The organism is Segatella copri, assembly GCF_051861805.1.
Classification (GTDB): Bacteria; Bacteroidota; Bacteroidia; order Bacteroidales; family Bacteroidaceae; genus Prevotella; species Prevotella copri_M.
In genome coordinates this window covers 1,233,753-1,253,116 of the sequence record NZ_CP146520.1, presented here as the reverse complement: position 1 = coordinate 1,253,116, position 19,364 = coordinate 1,233,753, and the positions used below count along the sequence as shown (strand labels likewise).

Below are 19,364 nucleotides of genomic sequence, written 5' to 3'. Positions count from 1 at the left end.
TTAACTGGTTTATTTCCATCCCTTGTTCTGATGGAGATTAGAGTACTTCAATGCTTCTGAATATGGAATATAACCATAGTTCATATAGCTATCGAAATGGCGCTCTTCTACATTTGGCAAGATGGTAAACGTATCGTTGTTCCAATCGATGCCCTGTACAGAAGTAAGCTTGTCCAACTGGTTCCAGCGGCGCAAATCCCAGAAGCGGAATCCCTCGAAGCAAAGCTCCAGGCGGCGCTCGTTGCGAATCAGCTCACGCATCTTAGCCTTGTCGCCGGCACACTCGTCGAGATAAGTATCATCTGTCAAGCCTGCACGGTGGCGGATTGCCTTGATCACATCGTATGCTGAGTAAGCATGTGTGCCAGGGTTCTTAGGACCCCAAGCCTCATTGGCTGCCTCAGCATAGTCGAGGAAGAACTCTGTGAAACGGGCCTTGCAGCTATACTTGGTTACCTTGGATGTGTTGCTAGGATTACAGTTGGCTGTCATGCGCAACATCTTCTTCATATAGTAACCGGTGCGGGTAGAAGCATCACGACGACCGATACCGTCATCGCCCGAAGAACTACCAGTCTTGATTACCTTGTTATCAACTCCCGCTGTTGCTCCATTATAAATAATGTATTTAGCCAGACGAGGGTCACGGTTGGCGTATGGATTATTCTTATCATATTCACTGCGTGAATCGGTGATAGGATAACCCTTGGCATCTGGGAAGGCATCTACCAGATTCTGGGTAGGATTGGTTCTGCCGCTTCCGTAGAGTGATGGAGGGAAATTGTTCTTCTCATCATTGATTTCGTCTGTCTGCTTGGAACCACGCCAGATGATTTCAGGAGGATTGGAACCATTCTGCAAGGCACTCATCTCTGCATCGTTGTCGTAGTAGGTGAGTCCTGTAGAAGGCAAACCTGATGGACCGCCTACATAGTCAACCACCTCGGCAGCTGCATCTGCAGCCTGTGCCCAGGTTACATTGTTCTGGGCAGGATCCTGAAAGGCAGGACTTGCAGCGAGCAGCAGGGTACGAGCCTTGATGGCACGCAGAATCAGTCCGTTGATCAACTGGCGTGCATTCTCGCCCATCACCTTATTATAAATACCCATCTTGCCATCCTTAACCGAAGTCACCTCAGGCACATTCAGGATGTCATCATACTTGGCTGGCACCTTGTCGTCGCTTGTCACTGGCTCATAATCCATAGGCAGCAGCTTGTCAGCCTTCTCGATGTTCTCCAGAATGAAATCCACATGCTCCTGGAATGTCTTGCGAGGCTGGTTGAAATCAGCATCCGTTCCTACATATCCGTCAAAGAGCTGTGTGCCGAGCAACTTTCCTTCATTGTCAAATCCTGCATGGGCACGAAGCAGATAATAGGCATGGGTAGCCAGAAGTCCGTAGGCCTCACCTGTAAGGCGTCGCTGCATCAGCTTGTTCTCATTGGCTTTCTTCAGGAACCCGATGTTCGAAATGTTTGAGTTCAGGAAGATATACAAATACTGCATGGAAGACAAGTCGTTGTTCCAGCGGCCTGTAGGATCCCAACTCTGAACGGTCCATGAGCCTGTGGCATACTTAGACCAGTTGGCTCCCTTCTCATTCGTCACGGCATCATCCGTCGCAACATCCGTACCTGTGCCCACCTCGTAGTTTGGCAAGTTACGGTAAGCGGTGAGCACGAAGCCCTTGGCCATGATAGGATCATTCTCCATCTCGTTGATGTCCTTCATGTTTTCTGCAGCAGGAGTAAAGACATCATCACATGCTGTCAACAATGCCGCAGAAGCCAATATCATGAATATATTTCTTAATTTCATAATTCTTTATTGTCTAATTTTTCAATATCTAAGATATGATTTCATCAGCCTTTAGAACATCATCTTCAAGCCCAGGTTGTAGAAACGGCACTGTGGTGAACCATAGCTGGTCTCCATATACTTGCGGTTCTTGCTGATGGTGAGAAGGCTCTCGCCCAATACGTAAACACTCATACCCTTCACTACCTTGTTCTCAAACCACTCTTTTGGCATATCATAGGTCAGCTGCACCTTGTTGAGGTTGAAGCGGTCTGTGCTGTAAATCCAGAAGTTTGAGTTGCGGAAGTTGTTGGTATTGTCCTTGGCTGTCAAACGTGGATAGGTAGCGGTAGCGGCTGTCTCAGGTGTCCAGCGTCCACGAACCACAGAGGTATATTTCTTCTGGTTGTAAATCCAGTCGTTGCTCTTGAAAGCCTTGGCACCCATCTGACCGGTACCGGCGATGAAGAGGGTAAACTGCTTCCAGTTCAAGGTGATGTTTACACCATAGAAGAAAGGAGTTGCACTCCATCCATACTTACCCATCACCTGCTGGTCGTTGCTGTCAATCTTGCCGTCGCCGTTGATGTCCTTGTACTTCAGGTCACCAGCCTTGATTTCACCGAAGGTATGGTTTGGCACGAAGTTAGGATCTGTCTTTTCGAGGTTTGCCTTCATGTGGTCCACATCTTCCTGAGTGAAGAAGCCTTCGCAGACATAACCGCGAATCACGTCAAGAGCCTGACCCTGTGCGTTCATATAGCTATATTCGTTCTTCTCCTCACGCTTGTTAGCCTTTGAGTCGAACACCATACCTGTGAGTCCGAGCTGTGCCTTCACCTTGCCGATGTTCTTCTTGAAGTTTACGGCGAAGTCGAAGCCCTGTCGCAAATCCTCGTTGTAGTTCAGGGAGGTGATGAAAGACCCGTCACTGTTCATCCATGAAGGATAGATGGTAGCAGTTCCCGAAGTAAGCAAGCCCGAAGTGAGCTGATGGAAATAGTTCATGTCGAAGCTAATGGTTCCGTTGAGGAGTGAACCCTCCAGACCTGCTCTCCATTCCTTACGCTTCACGAAATCAAGACCGTAGTTGCTACCACGCTTAGAAAGTGTGGAATAAGTTCCGTTTCCACCACCTTCGTTCCAGGTGTACCAGCCACCCTTCACATCATAGTATCCCTGGTAGAGATAATAATCTGAGATATCTATGTCCTGATTGAGCACAGAGTAAGAAGCGTTCAGCTTCAGATCGTCGAAGCAAGGAAGTGCATTCTTGAACCATTTCTCCTGACCGATTCTCCAGCCCAATGTTCCTGATGGAGAAAGAGCGTTGCGATGACCCTCAGCCAACTTGGATGCGTGAACCAGAGCACCGCCAAACTCTGCGTAGTACTTCTGAGCATAATTGTAGGCTGCTCGAAGGGCAAGGTTGGCATTGGTGGTGCGGTGGTAAGAAGAACCCTTTACACCAGATGAACTCTCATGATTCTCGTCCACGGAATTCGACTTGGAGTAACCCCAGCCAGCCAAAGTGGCATTTACGTTGTGAACTCCGCCAAAGGTGTTCTTATAGTCAAACTGAGCACGGAAGGTGGTGTTCTGGTAATATTTGGATGCACCGATATACTCGCTCGTACTGCTTGATTCCTTACCATATTTCTTCAGGTCGATAATCATGTCCTGTCCGTTCACATTTGCCCAGGTAGGCTCGTAAACGGCATAGTCGAGCTTGTAAGCCTCAGAGTAGTTGTTCCAGTAGTCGATACTGAAAGCTGTCTCGAAGCTCAATCCCTTGACCCACTGGTCGAAGTCGGCCTTTACACCCACATCAAAGGTGAAGGTGCGGGAGTGATTCTTCACGTAGCCGGCAGCAAGCGCATCACCAAAGAAAGTAGACTGGTTATCATTGTTTCCACCCAGCAGATACTGGCCATCAAGCACGTGGAATTTTGAGCCTGCTATCATCTGCTGCAAGGCTGAATTGTTGGCATCCATCATGGAGATTGGCAACAGGCCGGAATACCAGTTAGGACGAACGCTGGTAGCTGTTGACCAGTAGTCCTCAGGACGTCCACGATAGTTGTCCGAGATGTTGATGCCTACATTTACATAAGCCCCCAGCCAGTCGGTGATGGTAGCATCAATGTTAGAACGCACACGGAAGGAGTAATCCTTGTCCTTCTTGTGCTCGCCAAACTTCACCAGGCTGTTGTTGTAGGTCATGCCCAGGTTGGCATAGTATCTGGCAAATTGGCTACCGCCCTTCACCTCCATCGTAGCATCCGTACGGTTGTTGAACTTGCGCAGGTAGTCGCTGCTGTAGAAATCCATATCAGGATAGCGGTAAGGATTGGTACCTGCTGCCGTATTGTAAATCTGCTCCTTTGAGTATTTCAGCGGCTGTGTAGGGTCATCATTGGTCATCGCCTCGTTATAGAGCGACATATACTCAGCCGCACCCAGATATTCAGGATAAGCCTTAGGTGTATAGATGCCCGTATTGACGGTGGCTGCGATGCGCAATGGCTGCACCTTACCACGCTTGGTAGTGATGAGGATTACGCCCTTGGCAGCCTTGGCACCATAGAGTACTACGGCAGAAGCGCCCTTGAGCACGGTAACCTTCTCCACCTCGGTGGCATTGACGGTGCTGGCCTCACGGGGAGCTCCATCTACGAGAACAAGTGCACCCTGTCCCCAAACATTTCCGTTATAACCACTGATGAGCGACTGAAGATCATTGAGTGCATTGGCGCTGTAGTCCTTTTTCAGCAGCTCTTCGACATTCACCTCGCTGACACCGCCCATCAGGTCGGCCTTGGAAACCTGACCGAAAGCCACGTTTACCTTGGTAGTGTCAGCCATTTCCTGGGCGCTTGCCACACCACTGGCGACTAGCATGGAAGCTAGCGCCAATGACATTCTCTTATTAAATATATTATGTTTCATAATAAATTCTCGAATTGTTTAATTATTCCCAACCAGGGTTCTGAGAGAACTCAGGATACATCTTGACATCCTTTCTCAGGAATGGGAACCAGTAATGCTTTGAAGTAAACTTACGGGTAATCAATGGCTCCTCCTTCAGGTTGAGCACGTGATTTTTCTTTGGATCGTCGTAGCGGTCAACATCCTTCTGGTCGGCTGCACGGTCGAAGTAAACAGCCATCTTCTGGGTGTAAGGTGCCTTGTCTATCAGGAGCCAGCGGCGAAGGTCGGTGAAACGGTGTCCCTCGAACGCCAACTCTACGGCACGCTCACGGCGAAGCTCGCTCATGAAGCCATCCAGATTGGTAAGATACTCATCAGCAATATTATCCACATGCGCACGGTTGCGGACGATGTTCACGGCATCCACGGCACTCAGCTTGAATGCCTTGCTTGATTCCTTGTAACCATAACCCTGAGCCACCGACTCGGAATACATCAGATAAACATCTGCCAGACGAATCATACTCAAGAGCACACGTATCATCTTAGAACGCTCACCACCGTCATCAAATCGATTACGATATGGATCACAGAACTTCTTCAGGCAATATCCCGTAAAGCAGTCCTTGGAAGGTGTTGCCTTACGATACTTTCCTCCCGTATAAAGAGAAGCATACTGCACATCTGCATCTTGTCCTGCACTCTTAACACACTTCACACCATCATAGATGAAGAGATCGTAGAAGCGAGGGTCACGGTTCTTGAACGGATATTCCGGATCATAGCCGCTGTCGGCATCCTTCTTCGTGATGTCCTTGATAGGCTTACCATTTGCCATACCGAAGTAATCCACATAGTTGGCTGTAGGATAAACCTTGATACCACCTGCAATAAGGCTGGTAGGACGGTAGTCTGTCACTTGATTCCAAACCCAGTTATTGTTACTTGAATTCTCGTAGAAGATAGCCTCCTTCTCACCAGGAATCTTGGTTCCCTGATCATAGGTATAGAAGATGTTCATGTAATTATCATAAGAAGACAACTGGTAAAGTCCTGTTTCCTTATTGATCTTCAAAGCCTCACCGAATGCCTCAGCAGCCTTCTGGCAATACTCCTTATTATATCCGTTAACATTCTTAAAGTCAGGATTCTCCTTACTTACTTCATTCATCAGCGGCGAACCTGCCCACAGATAATTCTTACCCAGGAAGCAGAGAGCAGCTATCTTGTTAGGACGGAACTTGTTCTTGCCCACTGTCTGCTTACCCACGGTAGTCTTATCCCAATCTACAGGCAGCAGCTCAACAGCCTTCTTGAAGTCTTCGGCTGCCTTGTCGGCACATGCCTGATAGGTGAGGCGCGGATAGTTGAACACGGCATCAGATGGAATCAGGAAGTCGATATATGGAATACCGCCCCAATACTGCATAATCTGGAAATGGAAGAATGCACGGAAGAAATAGAGCTGACCTGCAATCAGGTTCTTCTCTTCCTGGGTAGCATCTACCAGGTTGCCCAGATTTTCCAAGCCCAGGTTGGTGACATAGATTCCCTGCCAGCACATACCCCAGAGGCGGCCCTTGGAATCGCGGTTCACATCATTACCGGCGTTCAGGTCGATGCCCGAATGGAATGGGGAATACTGCACCTCGTCCCATGCCCAATAGTTTCCCTGGTCGATGGCAGTAGTGAGTATACGGGTCTCTGATGGTTGCCAGTATTCATCCTCACCATAGTTCCAGCAGCCATGATACCAGGATGTTGAGGCAAGACCAGGGATGTCATTGTAGCACTGCTCCAAGAAACCCTGAAAGTTGGTATAATTCTTATATGGCTCCGTTGGGGCAATATCACTGCCCGGTGCCTTGTCAAGGTAATCAGTACATGATACTGAAGAGAGAGACAGGGCTGCCGCAAACAGCAATGTATATATTTTATTAAACTTTTTCATATTTACGATTCATTTAAAATGTCAGGTCGAAACCTAAGTTAAATCTGCGTACTGTTGGGTAAGCACCTACAGAAGCATTGCCGCTAAAGTTGTTTTCGCGGTCATCTGGCATGTTGGTCCAGAGCAGCAGGTTGTCACCATTCAGATATACACGGAGTGAATTCAAGTGCATTTGCTTCACCCAAGCACCCCTGAAGGTATAAGCTATCTCGGCATTCTTCAGGCGCAGGAAAGCACCGTCATAGAAGTAACGGGTACCGGCATTTCCCTCATCTGCCACTGTGGTCCAACGTGGCAAAGACAACTCGCCACTCGGATTGGCTGCAGAAAAGTAAGAACCCTCCTTGAAGGCAATGTGGGTTTCACGCTCAAAGGTTGGGAAGTTCACCTCGCGGGTAACATTGGTTACACCATAGAACTGTACCGTTACACTCAGACCCTTCCACTCTGCTCCCAAGGTTGTACTGAAGGTATTCTCAGGAATAGAGGTGTACTGATAAGGTGCCTTGTCATCTGATGTAATCTGACCGTCAGCATTGAAGTCTGAAATAATGGCATCACCCGTATATTTCTCAGAATCATGGCTACCCCAGGTAGGTACGGCAAAGAGATCATCCCAGTTGCGGATAAAACCATGATCAATGTAACTGTGGTTCTGGCCGATGGCATAACCCGCCTTGTTCAGATAACTTGCCTGAAGCTTTGGATCATCGGCAAACTTAATCTCGTTGGTAGCATGGGTCATATTGAAGTTTGCCCATGTACGCAGATTCTTGTTCCATGCCTTGTTCACCTTCAGGCTCAACTCGTAACCCTTGGCATCCACCGAACCCACATTGGCAACCGTATAGTTCATACCATAGTAAGAAGGGATGGAACGGTTGGTTAAGAGTACATCGGTACGCTTGTCGTTAAACACATCCAGCGAACCGGTAAGCAATCCGCCCAGGAATCCGAAGTCGAAACCCAGGTTGCGCTTCTCAGATGTCTCCCAACGCACGTTAGGGTTTCCGATGCGGGTAAGGCGATATATAGTATAAGGTGAATCATAAGTGTTATCACCACCCAGATAGGTCTTACCACCATAGGAATACTGGTCGGAATAGAGATAAGAACCTCCGGTAGAATCATCACCGATGCGACCCCAGGATGCACGCACCTTAAACATATCTACATATTTCTTGATGTTCTTCATGAATGGCTCCTCGGTGATAGTCCAGCCGAGAGAAGCAGATGGGAAGAACTTGAAGCGATAGTCGGGACCAAACTTCTCAGAACCGTTGTAGCATCCGTTCAACTCGAGCATGTAGCGCATCGCATAGTTGTATGTGGCACGGAACACCCAGTCTTCACGGTAATGTCTGAAAGAAGAACCGCTGGCATATTCGTTGCGGTTGAATACACCCATTGCACCCACTTCATGATTGCCGAACTTGCGGTTCCAGTCGAGCTGAGCCAGATAGTAGAGACGGCGATAAGTAGCACCCGTATTTACCTTACCACCATTGACGGTCCATGCCACAGACTCATGGTAATCCTCGCTCTGGTCATAGGAAACTGAGCCATCATCAGGGTTAATCCACTTCATCTGCGGATCCATATATTGGTCGCTGATACCACGCTTCTCCTCTACCATTGTATTGTCAAGAGAAACCTTGGCAACAAACTTCAGACCCTTGGTCAGGAAATCGAGTTTCTGGGTAAGAATAAAGTCGGTGGTAATCTGTGTATTGGTACGATTCTCCACACCGCTTCGGGCAAGGCTCATCACAGAGTTAGGACAGTCGGCCTTACGTGGACCATAAAATCCATAAGTACCGTCTGAATAAATAGGACGCATCGCATCTGGAGCTGCATGATAGACAGAAGCCCAATAAGCACTGGAATCGCTCGCCTTATCCCAAGGGAAATGACGAACACCGTTACTACCGAAAAGGTTGGTAGAGAACTGAGTGGTCTTGGTCAGGTTGAAGTCCAGGTTGGCACGCATGTTAATACGGTTATAGCCGAAACCAGCCTGATAGCCACGACCGCTGGTGAAGTCCTTGAACAAATCACCCTCATGAGCAAAGTCTACTGCTGCAAAATACTTCACGAGTTTGGTACCTCCCGAAACATCCACGCTGGCATTGTAAGACATGGCTGTGTTGTTGAACAGTTCCTTCTGCCAGTCTACGTTAGGATAGCGGTCCCATTCTTCAGCATTGGCAGGGTTACGATACTTGTCAATAATAGCCATTGGCTTGTAAGAACCCCAGGAACTTTCGTTGTTGATGTTCAGCTCGCGCTCTACCACTCTGTTCAGAAGTCGGAAAGTATCATAAGAATCATACTTCTCTGGCAACTTGGAAACCACCTTCATGGTAGCATTCGCCTTCACGTGTACGGCAGCCTTACCTTCCTTACCACGCTTGGTAGTAATGAGGATGACACCATTACCACCCTTCACACCATAAACGGCAGTGGCAGAAGCATCCTTCAATACGGAGATGCTCTCTACTGAAGAAAGGTCAACGGTGTTCATGGCACGCTCCACACCATCCACGAGAACGAGAGGGTCGTTGGAACCGTTGATAGAAGTCTGGGTACGGATTACGATCTTAGGATCTTCCTCACCTGGCATACCTGTAGAAGAAAAGGTAACGACACCAGGAAGATTACCCGTCAGTGCCTGACCCAAAGATGAAACTCCGGCATGACGATTCAAGGTTTTCGCATCTGTCTGGGCAATAGAACCGACTACAGAGGCTTTCTTCTGCTGACCATAACCAACCACTACTACCTCGCCCAAGGTATTGTCATCGGTCAAGGTAATCTTAAACTGTCTTTTCTTACCTACTTTAACAGTCTGCGAATCCATACCGATGTAGGTAATGACAAGGGATGAATTTTCTGAAGGCACAGAAATCTGGAAATTTCCATCCATATCCGAAATGACACCCGTAGTTGCATTTCCCTTCACTTTCACAGTAGCACCAATCAGAGGCTCTCCTGTGCCGTCAACAATACTACCCTTCACGGTAATCTTCTGGGCTTGTGCGTTCAAGCTGCAGAAGGCTCCCACGAGGCATAGAGCTGCTGTCCGTTTAAATGTAAACACTTGTTCAATCATGTTGTATCATTTTAATTAAGTTTGTTCCTTTGTTTCTAGGTGTTATTACTTCTTGGTTAAAGAACACGGCTGCAAAGGTAGAAAACTGTCATGAGAACGTGTTTTCTTGATGTTCCAAATGTTTTCACTCTTGTTACAACACACCGCAACTATCACATTTCCTGCACTTTATGATAAAGAAGAAAAAGTAATATAACATCACAAAAAAATGGCGCATATCACTATGCACCATTCTCGTAAACAATTAAAACTTGTTTCACAACAATCTTGTCATTCATCAATATGAACTGTTTTCTTTATATAAAAGCATAAATCTAAAAATAAATTCATCAATTAATTCTTCACAAGTCTCACACCATAAATCTGTCCTACCTGCTTGCCCTTGTGAGCTACAAACTTCACTCTTACTTCCTTCTTGCCCTTAACAAACTCTGAAGGAATGGCATAATCAACGGTCTTAAACTGAGTGGTGCGCCAACGATGGCTATTGTTTACACTCGTGAGAAGATGGTCGTCGATATAGATGTCAAACTCACTGGTGCGCCATTCATCCTGACCCCAGAACTTGAGCTGGAGACTAAGGTTAGTCTCTCCCTTGGTCTGCATCAGATAGCTGAAATAATGACCATCCCTTGCATCACGGAAGAAGATACCCTCTGTATTACCCTTGTCCGAATTATCGGTCTCCATACGATGGTCGGTCTCCGGCTGTTGTTCACCCGGGCTCACCTTATCCACAGTTCTAGCCTCCAAAGCCTGACGGGCATTTTCCTCATCAGCCAACTTCTGCATATAAGCCTTGTACTCATTCTCGCCAAGTGCCAACCAGTACATCATATATCGAGAATCGTGAATTTCGAAGAACGGCTGCAACTCGCCTTCGATGGCATTCTCCATGTGGGTGGCAAGCTTAAAGTGCAATGGCTTGCCAGGAATTGGCTTCAGGTCTTTGGCAATGTCGTCGAGATGTTTCGGCAACAGAATAGGAGCCTTGTCAAGAGCCAGTTTCTTTCCACTGGCATACTGTCCGAAACGGCTGTCATCGGCAATGAGTCTACGCATATCCTCCGTTCCCGTCTTCATGCCGAGCAGGACAGGACCATACATGATTGCCACATACTGAGGCACATTGATCATCGGTTTGATATAAGCGTGCATAGGCATCGAAATCTTTACCTGGTCACCCTTCTTCCATTTGCGCTTGATGCAGACAAATCCATTCTCCTCATAGCTGTCGGCATCAAAACCTACACCCGTCACGGTGAAGTTACCACACCAGGATGGCTTGCGGACTTTCAGGATGAAAGTTCCCTTACCCTTGGCTACTTCTACAACAGATGTCTCAGCATACGGGAAGGCGGTCTGCTGACGAATCACCATCTTTCTATCCTTCCAATTCAACTCGGATGCCACGAAGAGATTAACGTACAGGGCATCGTTCTCCGCCTTCACACCCTTTTCGTGCGTCCAGACAAACTGTCCATACTTACCGTGGTCTTCCATTCCTGTTCCCACGCAGCACCACATCGCCTCATTAGGGGCAGAATAGTTGCGGTAATGGCGAGGACGGGCGGGAGTGAAATAGACATAGCCGCCATGTTGCGGATGCTGGGCAGAGAGGATATGGTTGAACATCGCAGTCTCGTAAAAGTCGCCATACATGCCATTAGGCTTTACTCGGTTCAAATCCTCGGTAAGCTTCAGCATATTATAAGTATTGCAAGACTCCGGTCCATCTATGTCGTTGATATAGTCGATGCAATTTTCCTTAGTCGGAAAGTGCTCACGCCTGCTGTTACCTCCCAAAGCCAGCGAACGCTGACGTGTCACAATTTCCCAGAAATACTCACTGGCATTGTGATACTGCACATCATGAGCCAACTCAGCGATGCGCTGATAGCCGATAACCTTCGGAATCTGCGTATTGGCATGCATATTGTCAAGGCAGTCCTTGCCGTTTTCCAGAGGAACAAGCAACATTCTGTGGGAGAAGCGGCGGGCACAATCCAGATATTTCTGCTCTCCGGTAATGGCGTATGCATCAGCAAGCACCTCGTTCATGCCTCCATGCTCGTTGCCGAGCATTTTCTCCATCTGTTCGTCGTTCAGATCATGCGTAATGTCCACAGCCCAATCGCAGAACTTCAGAAAGAGATTCTTTGCCTGTTCATTTCCGCAATAGAGCCATGCATCACGAAGACCTGCATACATCTTATGAATGTTATAGAAAGGTGCCCATGTTCCAAAGTAAGGTCCGAAATCGCCCTTACTGAAAGCCGTCCACATCTTGGCACTATTCGGAACACCACCTATATAGTTATGACACCAGGCTTCAGGACGCTGATTGTTGGCATCAAGCACCAGCTGGAGTTCGGATATCATATATTCCATGCGCTTGCGGCACTCCTCATTGCCTGTGGCTGCATTGATGGCAAGAGCCGACAGATAATGTCCGCCCACATGTCCGTCCAGTCCATCCCAGTTGGGATAAGAAGGTTTGCGAGGCTGCAAGCCTGCCTCCTTGCGATAAGGGGCAAGCATACGGTCGCAATCATATTTCAGGAGCACCTGCACGTTCAAGTCGCGAGCATGCTTCAATGGTCCGTCCAGAAGGGTGATGTCGCCCAGCGGGAACTCATCCTTATAAAGTTTATCTTGCGCCACAACACCCAAGGCAGGCGCAATACTCAGCAGAGCAATCATCAGTTGTTTCTTCATAATTTGATGTCAGTTGATTAAATTGTTATTTGTGGATGCAAAGTTAAGCCAAAAAACAGAATTCTACTTTTTCACATGTTTCAAATAGTTTAAATGAGGTAACACATAAGAAGAGGGTGCGTCATAATATGATTTAAATACTTGATATATACAGAAAAAAAACATCAATGAAACGTCTCGGTTTTAGTGCCGGGAAGTCTCATTGATGTATCATGGAAGTCTCACTTAATATTCTATCTCAAAACCACCTTCTTGCCATTATGGATATAGATACCCTTGGTTGGGTGTTCTACCCGCTGACCCTGAAGCGTGTACCAGCCGGAGTTCTCTTTGGTCTCCTGACCGCTGATATGCTCAGCACTCTCAACCTGCCCGATGCCCGTAGTGCCATCGTTCCAACCACCATCGATGCTTCTTGAACGAGAAGCACTGGCCATGGAAATCTTCAGATGACCTACCACTACCTCAAGCCATGAACCACTGCCACCCCAGCTGTTTGCCACAGGAGTGAAGCGGAAGTGATAGTAACCCGTGCGGGAAGCGGTGAATCGTACCTGACCACTATTGCTGCCATAAGTATTTGCACCGGTGTTCTTGTTCACATTCTTGGTACACTGGATAATCTGAGAACCCAGCACGTTGTTGCTCTCGTCGAGAACCTCACACTTCAGATAAGGAGACCCCGACCACGCCACGGCATTATAAGAGAATACATAGCTGCCCTGCTTCAACGAGAAGCCATAGCCCCAAGTAGAACCAAACTCAGCGTAGCCTGCCTTGCTGGCATCGCTCTGACGGATGTAAAGACCCGTAGAAAAATCACCACCGGCAAACTGGAAGATGCGTGGACCGCTGCCAGCTGCACCAGCCGCTTTCTGCTCTCCAGCATCAACAATCTTCCATCCGGCAGGAACCTGTCCCACGGCATTCAGTGCCAGCGGATTTCCCTTGAAGTAAAGAGCCACATTGCCTACCAGAGCCTCAACCCAGGCACCACCTGTGCCCTTGGCATCTGCCACAGGGGTGAAACGTACACGGTAATTGCCCTTAATCATGGAATAGAACGAGAGAGAAACCCTGGTGGTACCCGAGAGATAAGCACCCGCCTTGCCATTGGCATTGCCATTTGCCTTGACGATGGTAGAAGCAAGAACAGCATTCTGAGGGTCGAACACCTCTACCTTCATATATGGAGCACCCTTCCAGGCAGCCACATTGCAACTCAGCTCATACTCGCCATATACCAGAGGCAGGGTATAACCGTTGGTATTACCATATTCTATATAGCCAGCCTTATCGGCAGAAATACTTCTCACATAGAAAGCATTCTTGAAATCACCAGAGAAATTCATGATGCGTGGACCGCTCGACTTATTGCCGGCATAAACCTGGCTACCATTGTCTGCCACCGTCCAGCCCGAAGGAACGAATCCGCTGCCATCGCCCCATGACTTGATGATGTTCTCGCCCTGGGTATTGCCAGAAGTAGAAGAACCGGTAGAAGGCTGAGTATTCTGGTTAGAAGAAGACGTACCAGCAGACTTATGAGCATAGTCTTTCTTGGAATACTCGTAATACCAGTAGAAGCAGGTCTGACCGCAAGCCTCCGGATTAGCCTCCAATCCAGCCTTGATTTGACCAGTTTTCAGGAAGTTGTCAATATCAAGATAATCATCAGTACTGGTCAGCGTCATGCTGATGTTTCCGAAATGATCCATCACCTTCTTCCAGGCATTACCCCATTTGCTGGTAGTGGCAGTTCCCCATGAACCCAGGTTGCTGGCCACCCACTGTCCAAACTCATTATACTTACCTGCACCAGGTCTCTCCGGACTCCAGTCTATCTCAGAAACAAGAATCGGTTTATTCTTTACCACAGGCACCTGCTTCTGGAAATTATAGATGAAAGCATTGGAATCATAGTTCTTATCACTTGCCCCATACCATCCCGGATACACATGCACGGCATAGCCGAAGTTGCTGTCGGAAACAGGATAAGAGGCATAATTCTCATACTGGCTCTGATAACCAGTGCCAGGAATCCAGATAATACCCTTGAAGCCATTCTTACGAATCACATCAACCACTGGCTGGAAATAATCTCGCATGGCTGTGGCAGAACTCTGACCATACCTATTATATATATGAACAGGCTCGTTGGCAAGTTCCAGGGATACGATGCCGGAATTATTCTTCACCCAACTGTTGCTGGAAACAATGTTCCACACCGTTTTAAGATAATTCTGATAAGCATCGCCTACCTTCAAATCCTTAGGACATACGCCTGGAGGACGAATCACTACATACAAGCCATGATTGATGGCCTTCTGCGCAATAGGCAGATAAAGGGCATCAAGATACTTCTGCAAACGGGTAGCACTGAAACGCGATATATTAGCCTCTCCAGTATCAGAACCCGTTGACTTCTTGTTGGGATCATTGGTCCAGCCTGGTTCGAGATGAAGACGGAAGATATTACAATAAGTGCCTTTAGCAGGATTTTGGAGTGCTCCGAAAATCTTGTCGTAATAGCTAATGCATGGCTGAATATTGTTATCAGTACAAGTATTACCCCAACGGTATTTGTTGAAGTAAGGACTCGGTGTATCCATCACACCATGCAAAACCACTTTGTTGCCATAGGCATCATTCAACTGATTGCCATTCACATGAAGCGGCGAAACCACTCCAAACTGGGCGAACAGACATGACGGTAGCAACGCAGCCGCCAATATCGCCAAAAATCTCTTTTTCATTTGTTTTTAGGTTGAATTATAAAAGTTTAAAATTGTTATGATGCCGATGATTTTCACCGGCTTTTGTTATTTAAGTTGTTAAAACACCGCAAAAGTAGCGATTTATTCAATTCATAACTTTATTTCATGTAACAAATGCTTTGTGATGGCTATCATGTCGAATAATTATCTAAAAGTGTCTGTTTTATAAAACAGAAAAGATGCCCTCGCATCTTTTGCTAGGACATCTTTTCTGTAATCAAGGATTATCTGTCAATAGAGCATGCCAAACATCCATAACTTCTTATCTACAAAATCTTACTTCAATGTATATTTTACTATAAATCCATCTCCATTCTGTACATTGCCTTCAACATTACATCCCATCTGCTTCCAGCATTCCAGCATTGATGGCAAATCTTGCTTTTCTACATAAGCATAAAGCGATTGAGCATCTACATTTTTAATTAATGGGAAAATTTTCTTTTTGCCAGAGTACAAATTTATCTTTTTAAGTTCACCCGATGCCTTGTCATACAAGACAGAATACCAATCAGACAAGCGATTTCCCTTTTTGACATGAACAATGATAGCTTTGTCCACTTCCATTTTAGACACAAGAATTTCCTTGTCTGTATTCATCAAAAACAGATTCTTTTTATTCTCATTTGAGCCAAATGCCTCTAAGTCATTTTTAGTAAGCATATTTGAGCCTCCTTCGAACTTATATTTTCTCGAACATTCCATAGTCGTAGCGTCAAAAGTGTAAATATAGTCACTATAAATTGGAGGGACAAAAGTTACTGCAGAGCCTTTCCTCAGAAAGAAGCAATCGCTTTGCATATTTATTTTATCAATTTCATCCATCTCATAATCTATATTCTTCAAAATCTTAGACGAAGAGGAATCAAAAACTAACATACCTGTCGACTCACCGCTCACTGACGTAGGTATTAAGACGTGAAGATGTTTTGATAAATCGTAAATACGGTCAAACATTAAACCCGTATCTTTACTTTTCGCTAGTTTAGTCGGGAGTTTCACTTTTTTCAATAAGTTAAAATTCACATCATAGCACAACAAATGAGTAGGAGTCAATATCTCAATATTATTATTATATGGATTATAAGAATAACCCATAACTATGGAATATTCTTCGTGCCCATTACCTATCTTAGCCTCTGATGAAGACACAAACTTTCCTGTTTTGTCAAAAACAGTCAATATCTGTCTTGAATCAGATACAACATAATAATTATCAGAAATCTGCACACGGTCTACATTCCCCAAAAAGTTTCCCTCACGCATAGCTAAGGGAACTATCTCTATCTTAGAAAACAAATCAGAGACAGAACATTCCTTTACATTCCCGAGATTGATAACCGGACACACCTTTTCCTGCTGATGTTGGCAAGAGGACAATAATGAAAGATAGCTTATTACTATCACTGTACAAAACAGTCTAAAAAATACTTTTTTCATAACTTTTATATTTTGGATTTTACGCTGCAAATTTAAGGAAAGAAATCCAATCAGATCCATTATCTTGTTCACTTTTTGTTTGTTTATCATTATTTTCCATTATAAACAGCAAAGTAAACAAAAAGTAAATTTTCATAATTACGTAGCACAAATTGAAAAGACTTTATTTCATGTAACATAAACTTTAGATTTTAGCTAATAATTGCCTTATTAATATTGCCCAAGACTACAAGACTTTGGGCAACGATGAGAAATATTCCGCATTTATTAATCTCGCTAAAAATAAGATTTCAGCAACAAAAGATACTGTCAACTTAGCTCGCTTCATCATTGTCAAAGGTCAAATTGCCATTCAAGAAAGAAACAATAAAGAGCTAAAAACTTGAAACAAGAAACAACGAACTATCGAAATACCAGCTTACATCATCTGAGCATTGTATCAACAAACTGTCAAAGAATATAAAACTTGATGATGACAGATGGAACCAATTTAGAATGTCCGAATCATATTATAAATTGCACAAAATGATAAAAAACGGACTCGATCATTATACCAATTCAGAACAAAAACAAGCCCTTATAGATATCATGGCAACCATCGACAACTTGTTCAATGAATATGGCAAACGCCTTACTGCATTCCTTCCTGGTCTCAAAGACTCACAGTTGGAATTTGCTTATCTAATAAAAGCAGAAATAAACTTTTCCAACATAGCTATCTTGCTAAGAAAGAGTAAACCTAGCATCACAAAGATTAGCAAAAGTTTCGATGAATACCTTGAAAAGAATATGAAGGGATTGGATATCAAAACGTTCTTACATGACTTCTAAACTTTTTATACAGAAGTTTCGCATGTGACTTCCCCACATGCGAAACTTCAGAAAAATACGATCGTCTTATCTTCATCAATCATAAAGTTCATACCAATTACGGAGACTTAAAATCTCTTTTATGAAATATTGGAGTAGAAAAAAGAATGCTAAAAAAAGAAAAACACTGATTATCAGCTTAATATATGATTTTAACAGTTTTTTATTTTTCAGACCTTTTTTTTTATGCCATTATTTTACTGTAATGAAAGTATGTGAAATGAAGCCTTACTTTTGGCAATCACTATAGATAGGCATCGACCACATACGTGAAAAAAGTTTTTTAGCGAAAAAAGTCTCATAGTCTCATTTTTGTTAAAAAAATATAGTTTAAGCACTTGTTATATAAAGAATTAGCAACAATGAGACTTCTCGCTAGATGTTTTTTGCCCCCAAATGTTAAAGTTTAGTTAACGTAGCGGAAAAGCTACCTAAATATTTGGTATTTTATAGCTTTTTAGCTACCTTTGCAGTGTCATTCAGACAAAGAGTTCTTTAACATGTTTAATTACAACAATGAAACACAATCAATTGTACCATGAGTTGACTAAAGCGGGATGCTTTATCACTCGACATGGTGCCGAGCACGATGAATGGTTCAATCCCAAGAATGGGATGAAAATCAGAATTCCAAGACATGGTAGCCATGAGGTTAAGACAGGGTTGCTTAGACGCATTAAAAAGACGTTGCTCGGACAATAGTCCGGGCAACTGCCCTTACCTTAACCTTGCAATTGAGCGTGTGTGTGATAGACGTGTGGAGAACTCTTTTTGTAGGGAATTTAAACAAATAAGATATATGGCAAAGAATGTAGTGCTGATTTTAGAATATGGTGATGGCGGATACTCTTGTTACAATGATGAGCCATTGGGTAATTATGGTGTCATAGATGGCGATGGTGCGACCGCTGAGGAAGCCAAGGCCGACTTCATGAAGGCTCTTCAGGAATGTAGGGATGATGACCCTAACAACAAGGACTTGCAAGACTTAACGTTTACATATAAGTACGACGTGCAAGCTTTCTTCAAGGAGTTCTCCTTTCTCAACGCTACCGAGATTGCCAGACGTGCAGGCATCAACCCATCGCTCATGCGCCAGTATGTAAGTGGAGTCAAGACCGCTGGAGAGAAAACATACCAACGACTCAACGCCTGTATGGGTAATATTAAAGCGGATTTACAAGCAGCCGTCTTTTGATGGTTGTGTTTTCATAAAGTAATTAAATGAACTCTTTAAGCCCCTGGTGCGTGACGCATCGGGGGCTTTTTGTGCCCTTCGGTTGGTCTGCTTGTGCCCGTTACACGGGCATCCGTAGCCCACCAAGTGGGCATCGACAGCCCCTGTGCTGGGCAACCACTGCCCATAAGGCGGGCAACGAGTGCCCAAATATCGGACTCATTTTTGGGCAATATTCTTTTGATTCTTTGCGATATTTAAAATGCCTTTTTGCTATGCTTAAAATGACTTTTTCTGATGTTTAAACAGGTTAAACAGGTTTAAACAGGCTTTTCTTAACGTTTAAACAGGCTTTTCTTAACGTTCAAACTGGATTTTCGCATGCTTTGTATTATCTTTAATGATACTTCTATGATTTTTAATGATACTTCTATGATACTTCTTTCTACTTTTCGCAAGAAGTCTCATTAGTTATAAATGTCTTTATATCAACGATATAACGTGATATTTGCGGCTAAAAATGAGACTATGAGACTTTTTTCTAAAAAAAATATATACGTGTGCGTAAAGAAGGATTAATTGCACCCA

Annotated in this window: 10 protein-coding genes; 3 read left to right on the top strand and 7 right to left on the bottom strand. The window is 45.0% G+C overall.

The features are described 5' to 3' along the window. Window positions 1-9: 9 nt before the first annotated feature. The 7 genes from V8Z93_RS04800 to V8Z93_RS04770 all read right to left on the bottom strand — a co-directional run bounded on the left by V8Z93_RS04800 (window position 10) and on the right by V8Z93_RS04770 (window position 16,819). Window positions 10-1,821, bottom strand: coding sequence for a RagB/SusD family nutrient uptake outer membrane protein (locus V8Z93_RS04800; protein WP_439432545.1), 1,812 nt, complete (start codon window positions 1,819-1,821; stop codon window positions 10-12). A 51-nt stretch (window positions 1,822-1,872) separates the two neighbouring features. Further along, window positions 1,873-4,722, bottom strand: a complete 2,850-nt coding sequence (locus V8Z93_RS04795; RefSeq protein WP_439432544.1) for a SusC/RagA family TonB-linked outer membrane protein — start codon at window positions 4,720-4,722, stop codon at window positions 1,873-1,875. Between the two features lie 49 nt (window positions 4,723-4,771). After that, window positions 4,772-6,682 (bottom strand): RagB/SusD family nutrient uptake outer membrane protein, encoded by a 1,911-nt coding sequence (locus V8Z93_RS04790; RefSeq protein WP_439432543.1) that lies wholly within the window; start codon window positions 6,680-6,682, stop codon window positions 4,772-4,774. A 13-nt stretch (window positions 6,683-6,695) separates the two neighbouring features. Continuing rightward, window positions 6,696-9,794: a SusC/RagA family TonB-linked outer membrane protein gene (locus tag V8Z93_RS04785; protein WP_439432542.1), complete on the bottom strand. Its 3,099-nt coding sequence runs from the start codon at window positions 9,792-9,794 to the stop codon at window positions 6,696-6,698. A 333-nt stretch (window positions 9,795-10,127) separates the two neighbouring features. Next, window positions 10,128-12,512 carry a beta-L-arabinofuranosidase domain-containing protein gene (locus tag V8Z93_RS04780; RefSeq protein ID WP_439432541.1) on the bottom strand — a complete coding sequence of 795 codons (2,385 nt, stop codon included), beginning with the start codon at window positions 12,510-12,512 and terminating at the stop codon, window positions 10,128-10,130. 233 nt (window positions 12,513-12,745) lie between these two features. Then, window positions 12,746-15,268, bottom strand: a complete 2,523-nt coding sequence (locus tag V8Z93_RS04775) for a cellulase family glycosylhydrolase (protein WP_439432540.1) — start codon at window positions 15,266-15,268, stop codon at window positions 12,746-12,748. A 297-nt stretch (window positions 15,269-15,565) separates the two neighbouring features. Further along, window positions 15,566-16,819, bottom strand: a complete 1,254-nt coding sequence (locus tag V8Z93_RS04770) for a 6-bladed beta-propeller (protein ID WP_439432539.1) — start codon at window positions 16,817-16,819, stop codon at window positions 15,566-15,568. Window positions 16,820-17,254: 435 nt separating this feature from the next. On the opposite strand from V8Z93_RS04770, the gene V8Z93_RS04765 reads away from it, so the two are divergent. The 3 genes from V8Z93_RS04765 (at window position 17,255) to V8Z93_RS04755 (ending at window position 18,797) form a co-directional block, all read left to right on the top strand. Next, complete coding sequence (locus V8Z93_RS04765; protein WP_439432538.1) at window positions 17,255-17,560, top strand: hypothetical protein; 306 nt, start codon at window positions 17,255-17,257, stop codon at window positions 17,558-17,560. A 555-nt stretch (window positions 17,561-18,115) separates the two neighbouring features. After that, window positions 18,116-18,301 (top strand): type II toxin-antitoxin system HicA family toxin, encoded by a 186-nt coding sequence (locus V8Z93_RS04760; RefSeq protein ID WP_439432537.1) that lies wholly within the window; start codon window positions 18,116-18,118, stop codon window positions 18,299-18,301. Between the two features lie 97 nt (window positions 18,302-18,398). After that, window positions 18,399-18,797, top strand: a complete 399-nt coding sequence (locus V8Z93_RS04755) for a pilus assembly protein HicB (protein WP_264958433.1) — start codon at window positions 18,399-18,401, stop codon at window positions 18,795-18,797. Window positions 18,798-19,364: the final 567 nt, after the last annotated feature.

Bases quoted from the DNA above. Each gene is read 5' to 3' on its own strand.
- V8Z93_RS04770 (WP_439432539.1), bottom strand. From the start codon at position 16,819: ATGATAAACAAACAAAAAGTGAACAAGATAATGGATCTGATTGGATTT.
- V8Z93_RS04785 (WP_439432542.1), bottom strand. From the start codon at position 9,794: ATGATTGAACAAGTGTTTACATTTAAACGGACAGCAGCTCTATGCCTC.
- V8Z93_RS04795 (WP_439432544.1), bottom strand. From the start codon at position 4,722: ATGTCATTGGCGCTAGCTTCCATGCTAGTCGCCAGTGGTGTGGCAAGC.
- V8Z93_RS04800 (WP_439432545.1), bottom strand. From the start codon at position 1,821: ATGAAATTAAGAAATATATTCATGATATTGGCTTCTGCGGCATTGTTG.
- V8Z93_RS04755 (WP_264958433.1), top strand. From the start codon at position 18,399: ATGGCAAAGAATGTAGTGCTGATTTTAGAATATGGTGATGGCGGATAC.
- V8Z93_RS04765 (WP_439432538.1), top strand. From the start codon at position 17,255: ATGATAAAAAACGGACTCGATCATTATACCAATTCAGAACAAAAACAA.
- V8Z93_RS04780 (WP_439432541.1), bottom strand. From the start codon at position 12,512: ATGAAGAAACAACTGATGATTGCTCTGCTGAGTATTGCGCCTGCCTTG.
- V8Z93_RS04760 (WP_439432537.1), top strand. From the start codon at position 18,116: ATGAAACACAATCAATTGTACCATGAGTTGACTAAAGCGGGATGCTTT.
- V8Z93_RS04790 (WP_439432543.1), bottom strand. From the start codon at position 6,682: ATGAAAAAGTTTAATAAAATATATACATTGCTGTTTGCGGCAGCCCTG.
- V8Z93_RS04775 (WP_439432540.1), bottom strand. From the start codon at position 15,268: ATGAAAAAGAGATTTTTGGCGATATTGGCGGCTGCGTTGCTACCGTCA.